This window comes from Kitasatospora sp. NPDC101801 (genome assembly GCF_044766665.1).
GTDB lineage: Bacteria > Actinomycetota > Actinomycetes > Streptomycetales > Streptomycetaceae > Kitasatospora.
This window is the reverse complement of record NZ_JBIWML010000012.1, coordinates 167794-182816: the sequence shown is the minus strand read 5'-3', so window position 1 is coordinate 182816 and position 15023 is coordinate 167794. Positions and strand designations below refer to the sequence as shown.

The 15023-nt window shown below is 73.2% G+C and carries 12 protein-coding genes and 1 pseudogene; 7 read left to right on the top strand and 6 right to left on the bottom strand.

Features of this window, described 5'->3' with window-relative positions:
* Positions 1-96: 96 nt before the first annotated feature.
* A pseudogene (locus ACIRPK_RS17175) lies at positions 97-231 on the bottom strand (transposase); the annotation flags it as partial.
* A 594-nt stretch (positions 232-825) separates the two neighbouring features.
* Positions 826-1761, bottom strand: a complete 936-nt coding sequence (locus tag ACIRPK_RS17170; RefSeq protein ID WP_403039176.1) for an LAETG motif-containing sortase-dependent surface protein — start codon at positions 1759-1761, stop codon at positions 826-828.
* A 437-nt stretch (positions 1762-2198) separates the two neighbouring features.
* Here ACIRPK_RS17170 and ACIRPK_RS17165 point away from each other — a divergent pair, with 437 nt between their 5' ends.
* Positions 2199-5768 carry a S8 family serine peptidase gene (locus ACIRPK_RS17165; protein ID WP_403039173.1) on the top strand — a complete coding sequence of 1190 codons (3570 nt, stop codon included), beginning with the start codon at positions 2199-2201 and terminating at the stop codon, positions 5766-5768.
* A 55-nt stretch (positions 5769-5823) separates the two neighbouring features.
* Here the strand turns inward: ACIRPK_RS17165 and ACIRPK_RS17160 are convergent, their stop codons facing one another.
* Positions 5824-6531 (bottom strand): TetR/AcrR family transcriptional regulator, encoded by a 708-nt coding sequence (locus ACIRPK_RS17160; protein WP_403039170.1) that lies wholly within the window; start codon positions 6529-6531, stop codon positions 5824-5826.
* A 123-nt stretch (positions 6532-6654) separates the two neighbouring features.
* Here ACIRPK_RS17160 and ACIRPK_RS17155 point away from each other — a divergent pair, with 123 nt between their 5' ends.
* Positions 6655-7578 (top strand): NAD-dependent epimerase/dehydratase family protein, encoded by a 924-nt coding sequence (locus ACIRPK_RS17155; RefSeq protein ID WP_403039167.1) that lies wholly within the window; start codon positions 6655-6657, stop codon positions 7576-7578.
* 43 nt (positions 7579-7621) lie between these two features.
* Here ACIRPK_RS17155 and ACIRPK_RS17150 read toward each other — a convergent pair whose 3' ends face one another.
* Together ACIRPK_RS17150 and ACIRPK_RS17145 are read right to left on the bottom strand one after the other, a co-directional pair.
* Positions 7622-8452 (bottom strand): hypothetical protein, encoded by an 831-nt coding sequence (locus ACIRPK_RS17150; protein ID WP_403039164.1) that lies wholly within the window; start codon positions 8450-8452, stop codon positions 7622-7624.
* Between the two features lie 186 nt (positions 8453-8638).
* Positions 8639-8938, bottom strand: a complete 300-nt coding sequence (locus tag ACIRPK_RS17145; RefSeq protein WP_403039161.1) for a hypothetical protein — start codon at positions 8936-8938, stop codon at positions 8639-8641.
* Positions 8939-9398: 460 nt separating this feature from the next.
* Here ACIRPK_RS17145 and ACIRPK_RS17140 point away from each other — a divergent pair, with 460 nt between their 5' ends.
* The 3 genes from ACIRPK_RS17140 to ACIRPK_RS17130 all read left to right on the top strand — a co-directional run bounded on the left by ACIRPK_RS17140 (position 9399) and on the right by ACIRPK_RS17130 (position 11502).
* Positions 9399-10034, top strand: coding sequence for a class I SAM-dependent methyltransferase (locus ACIRPK_RS17140; protein ID WP_403039158.1), 636 nt, complete (start codon positions 9399-9401; stop codon positions 10032-10034).
* Positions 10035-10129: 95 nt separating this feature from the next.
* The gene (locus ACIRPK_RS17135) at positions 10130-10489 is read left to right on the top strand and encodes a PadR family transcriptional regulator (RefSeq protein ID WP_403039155.1); all 360 of its coding nucleotides are present in this window, start codon (positions 10130-10132) and stop codon (positions 10487-10489) included.
* The gene (locus ACIRPK_RS17130) at positions 10486-11502 is read left to right on the top strand and encodes a hypothetical protein (protein WP_403039152.1); all 1017 of its coding nucleotides are present in this window, start codon (positions 10486-10488) and stop codon (positions 11500-11502) included. Before ACIRPK_RS17135 ends, ACIRPK_RS17130 begins: the two co-directional genes overlap by 4 nt.
* A gap of 98 nt (positions 11503-11600) precedes the next feature.
* On the opposite strand, the gene ACIRPK_RS17125 is transcribed toward ACIRPK_RS17130, so the two are convergent.
* The gene (locus ACIRPK_RS17125) at positions 11601-12857 is read right to left on the bottom strand and encodes a hypothetical protein (RefSeq protein ID WP_403039149.1); all 1257 of its coding nucleotides are present in this window, start codon (positions 12855-12857) and stop codon (positions 11601-11603) included.
* A gap of 211 nt (positions 12858-13068) precedes the next feature.
* Between ACIRPK_RS17125 and ACIRPK_RS17120 the strand changes: the two genes are divergently transcribed.
* Positions 13069-14511, top strand: a complete 1443-nt coding sequence (locus tag ACIRPK_RS17120) for a pyridoxal-phosphate dependent enzyme (RefSeq protein WP_403039146.1) — start codon at positions 13069-13071, stop codon at positions 14509-14511.
* Positions 14508-14957, top strand: coding sequence for a DUF3224 domain-containing protein (locus tag ACIRPK_RS17115; RefSeq protein WP_403039193.1), 450 nt, complete (start codon positions 14508-14510; stop codon positions 14955-14957). The genes ACIRPK_RS17120 and ACIRPK_RS17115 overlap by 4 nt, the downstream gene beginning before the upstream one ends.
* The last annotated feature ends 66 nt before the right edge of the window (positions 14958-15023 follow it).

Here is a 15023-nt window from a genome sequence, read left to right as displayed (position 1 = left end):
CACCCCAGCTGGGGCTACCTCACCCCACACGAAACCCGACAACGACACACCCTCGCAGCATAAGAACGAGTGTCCAGGATCACGGGGGAACTTCAGTGGGTCCAAACTCATGACGGCCCTGCAGGCGCACTTGAGCGCGGTGGCCTCGTTGGGGAAGTGCCCGCGAGCGCGGACGGCCCTGCGTATTCGGGCGTACACGCTCTCGATCGCGCTGGTCGTGCAGACGATCCTCGGACTCATCAACGCCCCAGCGTGGTCCGGCGCCGTGACCCACGACGTGGGTGCAGCCGTGCCCGTGGACGAGGATCTGAGCGTCGTCTTCGTCGACGACCGAACCATGACCATGCGCTGATGGCGGTGGCTGTCCTGACCAGAGACGTGTGCGAGAGCGACGAGGATTGTGAGGATCAGCAGATCGGCCCGTGCTGTCCCCGTCGGAATCCACGACATCCACACGAACCTATCGATCCGGAACCTGGACCTCGCGGACGTCGCCCATGTTGCCCAGCTCGATCCCGCAGGAGCCGCCCGAGCTTTCCAGCGAACTTTGCCCCCGGTGATACACGGCACGACGTGACAGGCAGCTTCGCGGAACTCGCGCCGGAGCCGACAAGGACCGAGGCGATGTGCCTCTGCAAGCGCACTGAACCACCGCCCGTCGACGACCAGGCGTTGTGGCATCCGCGGCCGGATGACTCCCTCTCAGGTGGCAGCGAGCAGCGACCTGACCGTCCAACGGCTGCCCGCCACTTCCCGGACGCCCCCCCCTGCGCAGCTCACGGCCTTTCGGCCGCTGGGGACCAGGAGGTCGGACTCTTCGTCGGCTCAGCGGTCCGCGTCGCCCTTGCGGCGGCGGGCCACCACCACGGCTCCGGCGCCCAGCGCCATGGTCGCGACGCCGGCGATCGCGAGCACGGTGGAGGCCGAGGAGGACCCGGTCTCGGCGAGCTCGCCCTCATGAACGACCGGCGCCGTGGGGGTCGACCCCACCGAGGCAGCGGCCGTCGGACTCGTCGGCACGGTCACGGCGGTGTCCTCGACCCGGACCGAGCCGGCGGCGCCAGCCTCTGCCGCAACGGTCGCCCCGGCGGTGGCGGTCGCGGTACCACCGGTGGGAACGGCGGGCGTGGGAGTCGGGGTGGGGGTCGGGGTCGGCCGCTGCGCCTCGGCGGCCCGCGCGTCGGCCAGCGCCCGGTCGGCCGCCTGGCTCACCGCCAGCGCGTCGGCCACGGCCCCCTCGGAGACGCTGACCTGCTGCACCAGCCCGACCCGCCAGTCCTGGCCCTGCTCGGCCGCCGCGGCGAGCTCCTGCTCGGCACCGGCCAGCGTGGCGGCGGCGGCCTTGGCGGCGAGATCGGCCTTGCCGAGCTCCCGGAGGGCCGCCACCCGCTCGTCATCGGTGGTGGTGGCGGGCAGGGCGTCGATCGCGTCGTTGCGCTCGGCCCGCACCCGGTCGGCCTCCGCCTTGGCGACCTCGGCCTGCCGCACGGCCGCCGTCGCCGCGTCCTGCCGAGCCTGGATCGCCTCGGGGAACCATCCGCTCCTCAGCAGTGCGGTCAGCTCCTGCCGGCGCGCGGTCTCCTTGGCCAGGACCGCTTCGTACCCGGCCCGCGCATCGGCGGCGTTCTGCTCCAACTGCGCGACGGTGCCATGGAGTCGGACCACCGCGGTGGTGCCGGCGAAGGCGGGTGCCACCGAGAGGGCGGCCGGTACCGAGACAGCGATCAGGGTGGCCGTGACGACCGTGGTGCGGAACTTCATGGGAGACCTTCTGCGTGGCAATCGGACAGCCGGGCCGGACGCGGACGCCGACCCCTGCCATGTGTGGTTCTTGTAAAGACAACCCGATGAGCTTACAGACCGCACACGACCCATCGAGCCACCGGACGGCCCACGACGGGCGATCCCAACCATTCGCCGAGTGACTTCCACCACCTCCCGCACGCACGGTCCCGATTGCAACACCGGCCCCACCACCGAGCAGGCCCCACCCGAGCCCCGCCATGCACACCGCACCGTCCACCGACCCTGCGTCAGACCACCCGCACCACAAGCCACTTGATGACAGTGGCATGTTCCTGCCACTCAAATCCGGTTTCCCGCCCGCCCCCGTCCGGGCAGGGATGGCGACCGCACCACTGTTCTCACCCGTCCGCGCGGCGGCCCCCAGGCCGCCGCCACCGCGTGAAGGAGAATCCGTGGCATTACGGACCAGCCGCCGGCGTACGGCCCTGACCGGGCTGCTCGCCGCCCTCGCCCTCCCGATGGCCACCCTCGCCGCACCGGCTTTCGCCGCACCGGCCGCACCACCGGCGCCACCCACCGCGTCCGTACCCGCCGCCGCCAAGATCGAGGCGAAGGTGCTGGACCAGCTGGCCGACGACGACAAGGCGGTGTACTGGGTCCAGCTCAACTCCCAGGCCACCACGGTCGAAGCGCAGCGCGCCACCACCAAGACGGCCAAGGCCGAGGCCCTGCTGCGCGCCAAGACCACCCACGCGGACACCAGCCAGGCGCACCTGCGCGGCCTGCTCGACGCCGTCCGGGCCGACTACCGCTCCTACTGGATCGTCAACGCGATCCGGGTGACCGGTGACCGCAAGCTGCTGGACACGCTGGCGCAGCAGCCCGAGGTCGCCTCCATCCGCGCCGAGCAGACCGTCAAGCTGGACGAGGTCATCCCGGCCACCGCCGAGCCCAAGGCGGCGGACGCGGTCGAGTGGAACGTCGACCGGATCGGTGCCCCACGGGTCTGGGACGAGCTGGGCGACCGGGGCGAGGGCATCGTGGTCGCCAACATCGACTCCGGTGTCGACTACACCCACCCGGCCGTCAACGCCCAGTACCGCGGCCGCAGCGCGGACGGGGCGTACGACCACAACTACAACTGGTTCGACCCGGCGAGCGTCTGCCCGTCCGCCGCCCCCTGCGACAACAACGACCACGGCACCCACACCATGGGCACCATGGTCGGCTCCGCCGGCGCCGACCGGATCGGCGTCGCTCCCGGTGCCAAGTGGATCGCCGCCAAGGGCTGCGAGACCAACAGCTGCTCGGACGCCTCGCTGCTCGCGGCCGGCCAGTGGGTGATCGCCCCCACCGACCTGAGCGGTAACAACCCGCGCCCCGATCTCGCGCCGGACGTGGTGAACAACTCCTGGGGCGGCACGCTCTACGACGACTGGTACCGGCTGACCGTGCAGGCCTGGGTGGACGCAGGGATCTTCCCCGCCTTCTCCAACGGCAACAGCGGCCCGAGCTGCAACTCCAACGGCTACCCGGGTGGTTACACCAACGGGTACTCCTCCGGCTCGTTCAACAGCGCCGGTGCCATCTCCAGTTTCTCCTCCCGGGGCCCCGGCGAGAGCGGGCAGCTCAAGCCCGACCTGGCCGCGCCCGGTGAGAACGTCCGCTCCAGCGTGCCGGGCGCCGGCTACGCCGCGTTCAGCGGCACCTCGATGGCCAGCCCGCACACCGCCGCGACGGTGGCCCTGATCTGGGCCTACGCACCCTCCCTGCGCGGCAACGTGGCCGAGACCCGGGCCCTGCTGGACCGCACCGCCGTCGACACCGACGCCACGGCCTGCGGCGGCACGGCCGCGAAGAACAACATCTTCGGCGAGGGCAAGCTCGACGCCTACGCGGCGGTCTCCGCCGCCCCGCACGGCCCGGTCGGCACCCTCACCGGCCGTGTCACCTCGGGCGGCGCCGCGCTGGCCGGTGCCACCGTGCTGGCGGACGGTGCGATCGACCGCACCGCCGTGACCGGCGCCGACGGCTCGTACAGTCTGGCCAACCTGGCCGAGGGCAGCTACCGCCTCAAGGTGACCAAGTACGGCTACCTGCCCGCCACCGCCGACGCCGTGGTGGTCGCCGACCAGACCGTCACCCGGGACTTCGCGGTCGAGCAGGCCCCCTCCGCCGTCGTCACCGGTACCGTCCGCAGCGGTGGCGCCCCGGCGGCCGGCTCGGTGGTCACCGCCACCGGCACCCCGGTCAGCGCCACCGCCGACGCCGCCGGCCGCTACCGGCTCACCCTCCCGCTCGGTGAGTACGACGTGACCGCGAGCTCCCCGTACCGCTGCGCCGACCAGGCCCAGCGGCACCTGTCGCTCACCGGTGACACCACCGCCGACATCGAACTGCCGGTCCGCACCGACACGTTCGGCTACAGCTGCGCCGCCGCCGCCGGCGACTGGGTCGGCGGCACCACCAAGCTGGCCCTCACTGGCGACACCGCCGCCGAGCAGGTCAGGCTGCCGTTCGCGGTCCCGCTGTACGGGAACGTGTACACCGCCGGGTACGTCAGCACCGACGGCGTGTTCTCCTTCCCGGCCGCCTCGACCCTCTACAGCAACGGCGCCATCCCCTCCCCCGGCCTGCCCAACGGCTCGCTCTATCCGCTCTGGGACGACCTCTACCTGGACGCCAACTCCGGTGTCTACACGGCCACCACGGGCACCGGCACCGACCGGGCCTTCGTGGTCGAGTGGCGCAACGTCACCTTCTACTCCGACCGCACCGTGCGGCTCTCCTTCTCGGTCGCGATCGGCGAGGACGGCAGCTTCACCTACCGCTACAAGGACACCGCCGCCGCCGGTCCTGCGGCCGGATCGGGCGCCACCGTCGGCCTGGAGAACGCCACCGGCACCGACGCGCTCCAGTACGCGCTGAACACCGCCGTGCTCACCGACGGACTGGCCGTCACCTTCCGGCCCGGCAAGACGGGGCTGCTGCGCGGCACCGTGACCGACGCCAACGACGGGAAGCCGCTGGCCGGGGCCACCGTCAAGCTGCTCACCGCCGCCGGTGCCACGGCCGGCACCGCCACCAGCGGTGAGGACGGCGGCTATGTGCTGCAACCCGCCGCCGGGGACTACCGGTTGGAGACCGGCGCGGCCAACTACGCCACCGCCACCGGCCCGGTCACCGTGACGGCGGGCGCGGTCCAGCGGCCCGTCACCGCGCTGGCCACCGGCCGGGTCACCAGTTCGGTGCCCGCGCTGACCGCCGTGGTGCCCGCCGGGCAGACCCGCACCCGCACCTTCGAGCTCGCCAACTCCGGTGCCCCGACGGCGTACACCGTCACCGAGGCGGTCGACGCCGCCTGGCTGAAGGTCGAACCGGCCGCCGGCGACCTCGGCACCGGTGGCAGGCAGACCGTCAAGCTGTCCCTGGACACCGCCGGCAGCGCGCCCGGCACCGTCCTGACCGCCCAGCTGCTGATCCGCTCCGCGAGCGGCCGGGCACCCCAACTCACCCTCCCCGTCACGGTGGTGGTCCCCGGCTACCAGGTCGCCCTGGACGCCGGCGCCACCGGCGGCTTCACCGACTCGCTCGGTGACAGCTGGACCAAGGACCGCGAGTACGCCACCGGCGGCTACGGCTACCAGGGCAAGTCCTCGGCCAAGGACACCCGGGAGGCCATCGCCGGTACCACCGACCCGAAGCGCTTCCAGACCGCCCGCGAGGGCATGTACGGCTACGCCTTCGACCACGTGCCCAACGGCGTCTACACCGTCGAGCTGGACTTCGCCGAGCTCGACCGCAAGTCGCCCGACACCCGGGTCTTCGACGTGCTGATCGAGGACCGGGAGGTGATCCCCGACCTCGACATCGCCCTCAGGGTGGGCAGCCGCAAGGCCCTCACCCAGTCCTTCACCGTCACCGTCACCGACGGCCGCCTCGACGTCCGCTTCGTGGCCGCCAACGGCAAGACGCTGCTGAACGCGATCCGCGTCACCCAGCGCCCCGACCTGACCGGCTGACCCGACACCCGACCCACCCTCGGGGCCGCGCACCCGTCCGGGCGCGCGGCCCCGGCTACTCCCCCAGCGGGACCGCGAGACCGACCGCCTCCGCCGCGACGACCACCGTGGCGTCGAAGTACGCGTCGAAGTCGGTGACCACCGCGTCCAGGTGACCGAACAGCTCGAAGCCGACCGTGCCGACCAGCGAGATCCACAGCGTCAGCGACCGCTCCACCAGGTCCGCGTACGGCGCGGCGGGCGGGCCGCCGAGCGGGTCCAGCACCCGTCGGGTGATCAGCCCCGGGCCCGGCAGCGGCTGCGCCGGCGGGCGCAACTGCCCCTGCGCGTGGGCCTCCAGGACCAGGGCGGCCAGCAGCCGGGTGATCCGGGTGGCCGGGTCCACGGTGTCGGGCGGGGCCTGGTAGCCGGGCACCGGGGAGCCGTAGACCAGGGCGAACTCCTGCGGATGGGCCAGCGCCCAGCGACGGACCGCCCGGCAGGCGGCCAGCCAGCGGGCCCCGGGAGCGGCGGGCCCGACCGCCGCCGCCTCGGCGGCGGCGCCGATCGCGTTGAACGCGTCGACGATCAGCGCCGTCAACAGGGCGTCCCGACTGGGGAAGTAGCGGTAGAGCGCCGAGGAGGCCAGCCCCAGGTCGCGCGCCACCGCGCGGAGCGACAGCGCGGCGGCGCCGGTCTCGCCGAGCTGCCGGGTGGCGGACGCCTTGATGGCCCGGGTGAGTTCGGCGCGGGCCAGCTGCCGCGCGGTCTGGGACGCCGTCATGCCGGCCATTCTGTCCGGTGAGAGCAGTGACCACAAGAGAGAGCACTGCTCTTGACTTGCCCCGGTCCGGCCGACCAGACTGCCCCCGGGAGAGCACTGCTCTCCATCACCGGGGAGGAACCCATGGCCCGTCACATCGTCATCGGCAGCGGCCCGATCGGCGCCGCCACCGCAGCCCTGCTCACCGAGCAGGGCCGGGAGGTCACGGTGCTGACCCGCTCGGGCGGCGCCGGCCGCACCGCGCTGGACGTCACCGACACCGCAGCCCTGCGCAAGGCCGCCGACGGCGCCGAGGTGATCTACAACTGCGCGAGCCCCGCCTACCACCGCTGGCCCACCGACTGGCCGCCGATCGCCGACTCGGTGCTGGCCGCGGCCGAGGCCACCGGCGCGGTGCTGGTCATGATGGGCAACCTGTACGCCTACGGTCCCGCCGACCGGCCGTTCACCGAGAGCCACCCGCTCGCGGGCACCGGCGCCAAGGCCCGGGTGCGCGCCACCCTCTGGCGCGACGCCCTGGCCCGGCACGAGGCCGGCCGGGTCCGCGTCACGGAGGCCCGCGCCTCCGACTACTTCGGGCCGGGCGTCGTCGACCCCGGCTACCTCGCCCAGCGGGTGATGACGCCGCTGCTCGCCGGCAAGCCCGTCCGCGTGCTCGGCGACCCGGACGCGCCGCACAGCTTCAGCTACCTGCCCGACATCGCCCGCACCCTGGTCCGCCTCGGCACCGAGGAGCGGGCCTGGGGCCGCGCCTGGCACGTACCCACCGCACCGGCCCTCCCCGTCAGGGAGCTGCTCCGGCGGACGGCCAGGCTGGCGGGCCTCCCCCCGGCCAAGGTCGGCGGGCTCCCGTGGTGGCCGCTGCGCCTGGCCGGTCTCGCCAACCCCACCCTCGCCGAACTGCGCGAGGTCCGTTACCAGTTCGACCGGCCGTTCGAGATCGACTCGCGGGCCTGGACCGCCACGTTCGGCGAGGAGGCCACCCCGGTGGACGAGGCACTCGCGGCCACCCTCGCCTGGTGGCAGCAGCGGCTCGCGCAGGTGTGACCGGGGTGCGCGGGTGCGCGGCCCGCGCACACCACCCGCCGGTTCAGCCCTTGTACGTCGGGCCGTTGGCACCGCGCGCGCCGACCGCCCCCTCGTTCCCGTACGGGCCGTAGTAGGCCTTGAAGGTGTCCTCGGCGTCGTAGCTGAAGGTGCCGCCGGAGTACGGGATGCCGCGCTCGCCACCGGCCCCGCCGCGGCCGCCGAGCCCACCGGGCCGGTCCTCCACGCTGTCGCCGCCCCGGCCGCCGGAACCGCCCGAACCGGCCTTGCCGCCATAGGCGTTGATGGTGTCCGCGCCGGGGCCGCCGATCACGTTCCCGGCCGGGTTGCCGACACCGCCGCTGCCACCCGTCCCGCCCGTGGCGCCACGCCCGCCGATGCCGGTGTCGGTGCTGTTGCCGTTCGCCCCGGTGGCGCCGGTGGCCCCCGTGCGCCCGGCACCGCCGGTGATGGAGAACTTGTCGTTCCCGGCGCCGCCGTCCACCACGATCTTCCCGATCATCGCGTCGGACCCCTCGGCGCCGGTGAGGGTGATGGTGTCGTTGCCGTCACCACCGCGCACGTCACTGGCGGTACCACCGCGGATGGTGACGGAGTCGTCCCCGCCGAGCAGGTCGATCGGGTGGCCGGCCGGCACCCCGTTCGCGCACTCCAGGACGTCGTTGCCGGCGGTCCCGGTGATCTCCGCGACCGGACTGACCGAGGTCCCGTTCAGGGTGCAGGTCACGGCCGGCCCCGGGGCGGCGTACGCCACTCCGGCACCCGCCAGGGACAGCGGGACGGCGACCACGGCCGCGGTCAGGCCGGCCAGCAGGGCGGAGCTGCGGCCACGGGTGGACGTGGGCACTGCGGGGGTGGTGCGGCGGACACGCATGAGCACTCCTGACGGTGGATCACACCGTGCTGGTGCACGGCGCGATCAATTGACCACGCCGGATGATCGCGATGCGGTCACCGACACTCACAACCACCCGTTCAGTCGAGCGACCCTCGGTACTGCTGCCCCCCGGGGGCAGCAGTACCGGAGCCCGGCGGCGTCGTAGCAGCAGACCCGTCGGCGTCAGGTCGCGGGTGACGGTGGGGGATCGTCACCGTCGGAGACTTCCTCCGCATGCTGGGCGACGTCGTCGCCGACCGTCAGGACGGTCATCGGCGCGAGGGGCAACTGGTGCCACTCCCGGCCGTTGGCACCCCCGGCGTCCGGAGCGGCGCGCAGATGGCGGGCTATCTCCCGGGCGGCGTCGATCACTGTGGTGACCAGCGCGACGACCTCCGGCACGGCTCCTCGGAGCTGCCGGGAAATGCCGGTGGTGGCGACGACGGCCAGGCTGACGATCCCGACCAGCGGAGCGATCTCCACGATACGAACCTCTTCCCACGCGCGATTTCGGAGCAGCTGCGGACGATGACCCGAGCCGTCCCGTGGAGGACGCGCGGGGGTGGTCATCCGGTGATCCGCTTCCAGATCCGGGGCATGGACATGCCCCTGCCATCTGGCTGCGTCTGGCTGAATCCGAGCAGTCGCCACAGGGCGACCGGCACGTGTCTGCCGATAGGCCGTATCCCTCTCGATCGCGGCCAACCATCCTGCTCCGATGAGCAGTTGTCCGGCCGTCTCAGCGCAGCCTACTCCGCTCCGGCGATCGCCGGCGATCGTTTTCTCGCCCTGGCCGCCGGGCCTGCCGCGCTCACCGGGCCGGCCGAGGGCGCTCGCCGCCGCGGGTGATCCGGGCCCCGGCGGCGTGACTCGCCACCAGCCCGTTTCGTTGAGCCGACGTCGGGCACGCTCCTCATTCGAAGCCCGACCGAAAGGCACCCCCATGAGTCTCGGCACCCTGGTCAGGAACCGTCTCGGAAGCCTGGAGGTACCGGCCGCGAACCTCTATCGCTCGGCCTTCATCAACCTGGACGACCTCGCCACCACCCTGCTCAGCCTCGGCCCTGCCCGGCGAGTTCTGGAGGTCGGCTGCGGTGACGCCGCCCTCGCCCATCGGCTCACCGCCCGGTCGCCCACCTCGAGTTACCTGGGCATCGACATCGCCCCCGCGCCCGGCCGCCTCTTCCTGGGCGATCCTGACCGCGCCCGGTTCCGGTCGATGAGCACCTCTCAGTTGATCGCGGAGGACCCGGAGCCGTTCGACCTCGTCATGATCGTCGACGTCCTGCACCACGTCCCGGTCCCGCAGCGCCGGCAACTGATCCAGGACGCGGCCTCCCTCGCCGCACCGGGCGCGGTCCTGGCCATCAAGGACTGGGAGCGCGACGCCGGTGCCGCCCACTGGCTGGCCTACGCCGCCGACCGCTACATCTCCGGGGACCGCACCGTCGACTTCCCCAGCCGCCGGGAACTCCGCTCGGCGATCGCCACCGCACTGCCGGACTGGGCCCCCTTCCTGGAGACCCGCATCCCCCCGCTCAGGAACAACGTGCTGTACGCACTCCGGAAGGACGCCTGACCCCGGATCCCGTCAGGAGGACGAGCGGAGCCGGCCCGATCTCACTCCATAGCTAAACCATCGACATATCTAAGCCGTTGATCTATGGTCTCGGTATGGCAGATCGTCAACTACAGGAACCGACCCGGCTCGTGCTCACCGCACTCGCCGACGCGCCCCGGCACGGCTACGCGATCGTCCAGGAAGTCCTGGCGATCACCGGCGGCCGGACCAAGATGCTCACCGGCACCCTCTACACGGCCCTGGACCGCCTGCTCCAGCAGGGGCTGATCAGGATCGACCACGAAGAGGTCGTCGCCGGGCGGCTGCGCCGCAGCTTCGCGCTGACCGAACCGGGCCGGGAGACCCTGGCCGCCGAGACCGAGCGGCTGCGCGCGGGGGTGGCCGAGGCCGACCGCCGGCTCGCCCTCGGCAGCCCGCAGCCGACCCTGCGGACCGCCGGGGGGACGGCATGACGCACTCGCACCTCCCCGCCCCCGGCCTGCTGGGACGGCTCCCCCTGGACGTCCTGTATCCCGCCGCGTACCGGGCGGCGCACGGCGCGGAGATCACCGCCGTCTTCGCCGAGGCCGTGGAGCACACCGACCGACGCACCGCCCTGCGCGAGTGGTCCGCCCTCGCCGCACACGCCGTCCGGCTGCGCACCAAGCTCAGCTCCCGCGACCCGGCGGGCCGGATCATCGCCGGCGCCGCGCCGTTCCTGCTGGCCGGCGGCGCGGCGGTGAGTCTGGTCCACCTGCTGCTCGACCTGTTCCTGTCCGACTCCTGGGAGTTGGGGAGCCCCGCCGTCCGGATCGCCGTGGGCGCGGCACAGACCGCGCCCTGGGTGCTCGCCCTGCTCTGCGCCGCCCTCGGCCGTTGGACGCCGGCCCGGGCCCTGGTCCTGGTGGCCGTCGTGGCCCGGATCGTCGGCGCGGTGGTGGCGCAGGCCGCCCCGGGTGCGGGGCTCGACCGGGGCAGCAGCCTGCCCGTGCTCTGGAGCGTCATCGGCGTCCTGGTCCTGGTCGCACCGCCCGACGCCGTCGACCTCACCCGGCAGGACCGCTCCCGGACCACGGCCGCCGCCCTGGCCGTCGCGCTGCCGATGAGCGGCGCCGCCGCCCTCTGGCTCAACGCCTGGCCCTACGACGACAGCTTCTACCGCCACGTCTCCTTCCCGCCCAGCTACCAGGCCCTGTTCGACGTCGCCACCGCTTGGCCCGCCTTCGTGATCGGCCTCGCCTACCTCGGGCTGCTCGCCGCCCCGGACACCGACCCCCTGCGGGCCGCAGGCATCGCCCTGGCCGCCCTGCCCTGGACACTCCTGGTCGCCCCGCCCCAGTACGGGATCGGCCCGGCCGACGTCCACAACCTGTTCCGCACCGGCATCGTCCTCGCCGTCCTGGCCGCGGCCACCACGCTCGGCCTCCTGCTCCGCACCCGTCGGCACACCGGCCGCACCGAACCTGACGCCGCTTCAGTCGCCTGACCGATGACCGTGCGACACCCGGCGGCCTTCACAGCTTCGAGGGCCGCCGGTCCGCTGCCCGCACCACGGTCCGTCGGCAGGTCGGCGCGCTTCCCGGGTCAGGAGAGGGAGAAGCCGAGCCGGCTCACGATCGGGGTCATCGGGACGTAGATCACCTGCCAGTAGCAACGGGTCGGCGTGGCCGTCGAGTTGGCCGGGCAGCCGACCTCGGTGGAGGAGCCGCCGGCGATCACGACCCCACGGGCCGCCATGTCCTCGCCCGGCCCGGAGGGGTCGGCGAGGACCGGGCCGCCGCTGTCGCCCTTGGCCACGATCGGGCGGTGGTCGCCGCCACGGGATTCGGCCACGTCGACCGGCGTGGTCACGGCCCCGGCGGCGTCCTTGGTCCGCACGTCGACGCTGGTGACCTTCACGTCGCAGACCCAGCCGGACTGCGCACCGCTGAGGCAGACCAGGTCACCGACGTTGTTGCGGCCGGAGCCGTAGACCCGGCGCGACGATCCGCCGGTGTCCGACCAGCGGCCGTCGTAGAAACGCACCCCGCCGTCACCGTTGATGCCGATCAGGCCGACGTCCAGACCGGCGTCCACCGCGATCCGGTCACCGATGTAGCGGTCCGCCCCGCTGTAGTAGCGACCCGCACCGCAGTGACCGGCGGTGAGTTGGACCCTGGCCGCACCCTTCCAGCCGGTGAAGGCCGCCGAGCAGAAGTCGGCCGTCGAGGTCCGCACCTGCGCACCCGCGTAGTACGGAGCGGTGTCCACCCGGCGGCCGCCGGACAGCGGGACGGTCACCCCGCCGGGACGCGCGGTCACCGCCATCCCGGCCAGGGCACCGGCGCGTTCGGCGTACCTCTCGTCGCTGACCCGTGCCCCGGCCAGCGGCCCGGCCGCAGCCGGATCGTAGGTGACCGCGATGCCGCTGCCGTCCTCCTTCGGACCGACCGAGGTCCACACCCCGGGCCCGGCCGCCGCGACGAACCTGTCCACCGCCGCCTGCATCTCCACCCGCGAGTAGGCGCCGGGACGGACCGTGACGGTGAGGCCGGGCGAGGAGTTCGCCCCGATCAACTCCCGCACCACCGCAGGCAACTCACCCGCCCAGTAGATGTCCGCCCGCCGGTTCGGCGCGTCGATCACCGTACCGGCGTACCCCAGGGAGGCGGCCGGCCCGGCCTCCGCCCAGTCCTGGACCGCGTCGGTCACCCGGTGGAGCTTGAGCTGCGCCTGCGGGTCCGACAGCAGGAGCATCGACTCGCCCCGCACCACCGACCCCTCGTCACCCCCGGCGGCCCCCAGAGCAGCCCCGCCCACGGCGACCAGCACCACGGCGAGCGCGATGCGGATGTGACGCACCCTCGGTCCTCCTACGACTGCGACGAGACCTCGCGAAACCGGCCCCCACCAGCGTAGATCCCGCCACCGCGAGTACCGCCCCCACCCAGCGCGCGGACGGAACCCGCGCGCCCCGTCCGCGCGCTGGCGACAGTTCCTCCCTCCGCCGGTGGCAACCCGCGTCCTGTGCCCCACTGGTCCGTCCCGATCACCGCCTGGCAAGGTTGGCGCCATGGATGCTCACGAGTCTGTGCTCGACCTGATCGGCCGCACCCCGCTGGTGCGCGTACGGACGCCCGAGGGCGACCGGGGTGCGGCCGTCTACGCCAAGCTGGAGTACCTGAGCGTGGGCGGCAGCGTGAAGGACCGGATCGCGGCCAACATGGTGCGACAGGCCGAGCGGGACGGGCTGTTGCGGCCCGGCGGCACGATCGTCGAGGCCACCTCGGGCAACACCGGCATCGGGATCGCGATGGTGGCCGCCGAGAGGGGGTACCGCGCCGTCGTCGTGGTCTCCGACCGGGTGAGCAGCGAGAAGACCGCCACCCTGCGGGCGCTGGGCGCCGAGGTCGTGGTCCGACCCGCCGGACTCCCCCGCGAGCACCCGGACCACCCGGTGAACACGGCGGCCAGGATCGCCGCCGAGACGCCTAACGGCTGGCTCGCCGACCAGTACGACAACCCGGCCAACCCGGAGGCGCACTACTTGAGCACCGGGCCGGAGATCTGGCGGCAGACCGACGGCCGGATCACCCACCTGGTCTCCTGCATCGGCACCGGCGGCACCATCAGCGGCACCGGCCGCTACCTCAAGGAGGCCAGCGACGGCCGCGTCCAGGTGATCGGCGCGGACCCGGCCTCCTCGGTGTACGCGGGCGGCGACGGCAGCCCGTACTTCATCGAGGCCGCCGGGCACTTCCGCCACCCGGACACCCTCGCGGACACCTGGCCCAAGTCCTACCACCAGGACGTCGTCGACCGCGTCCTGCCCGTCGCCGACCACGACGCCCTGCTGACCCTCCGCCAACTCGCCCGCGAGCAGGGCCTGCTGGTCGGCGGCTCGTCCGGTACGGCACTGGCGGCGGCCCGGCAGGTGGCCGCCGAGGCCGGCCCGGACGCGGTCGTGGTGGTCATCCTCCCCGACTCCGGACGGCAGTACCTCTCCAAGTACTTCGACGACACCTGGATGCTCCGCCTGGGCTTCCTGGACGGCGACCCCTCGCACCCCCGGGTCGGCGACGCCGCCCCCACCGACGAGCACACCGCGCCCCTCCCCTACCTCAACACCCACACCACCGTCGGGGACGCCCTCGCCGCCCTGCGCACCCTCGCCGAAGCGGGCCGACCCGCCGTCCTGCCCACCGGCCCCTGCCCGGACGGCCGCCGCCCCACCGCCCCCGAACTCACCGGCTCGGTCACCCTGTCCGACCTCGAAACCACCCTCCGGGCCGGCCGCGCCACCCCCACCGACCCCCTCGGCAGCCACCCCGGCCCGCCCCTGCCGCACTGCGGCCACGGCGAGCCCGCCGACACCGCACTCACCCGACTCACCACCCAGGGAACGGAGATCGCCGTGGTCCTGCGCGACGGCCGCGCCATGTCCCTCGTCCGCCCGGCCGACCTGCGCGTCCTCTCCCCGATCGCTCACGCCGTACGGACGACGTTGCGCGACTGATCGGGAGGACTTCCGCACCCACGCAGATCACCTGCCGCTTCACCCTCGCCAACGGGGAGGAGCGCCCCGTCACCCCGGCCGAGGCGAGCCCGAGACTCGCCCATGCCTCCGTGACCGACGTCTTCGACGGCGGCATCGAAGCCGCCACGACCACCTGTGAGCACGCCATCGTCTACGTCACGGAGAAGACCGGCACGTTCACCGGCATGGAGGTCCTGGCCGGCGGTCTCGACGGACGCAAGGGCGCCTTCGCCCTCGAAGAGCGCGGCTCGTTCGACGCCCACAGCACCGTGCGCTGCACCTTCACGGTCGCGCCCGGATCCGGATCCGGATCCGGCACCGGCACCGGCACCGGCGAGCTCACCGGGCTGCGCGGGAGCGGCCGCTGCACCGTCGAACCTGGCGCACCGTCCGCCCCCTGTACCTACGACTACGACCTGGACTGACCGCAGACAACCGGTCGGTGAACGGCACGATCCCTTCCAACCACGCAGGCCGCAACAGGTCTGGCA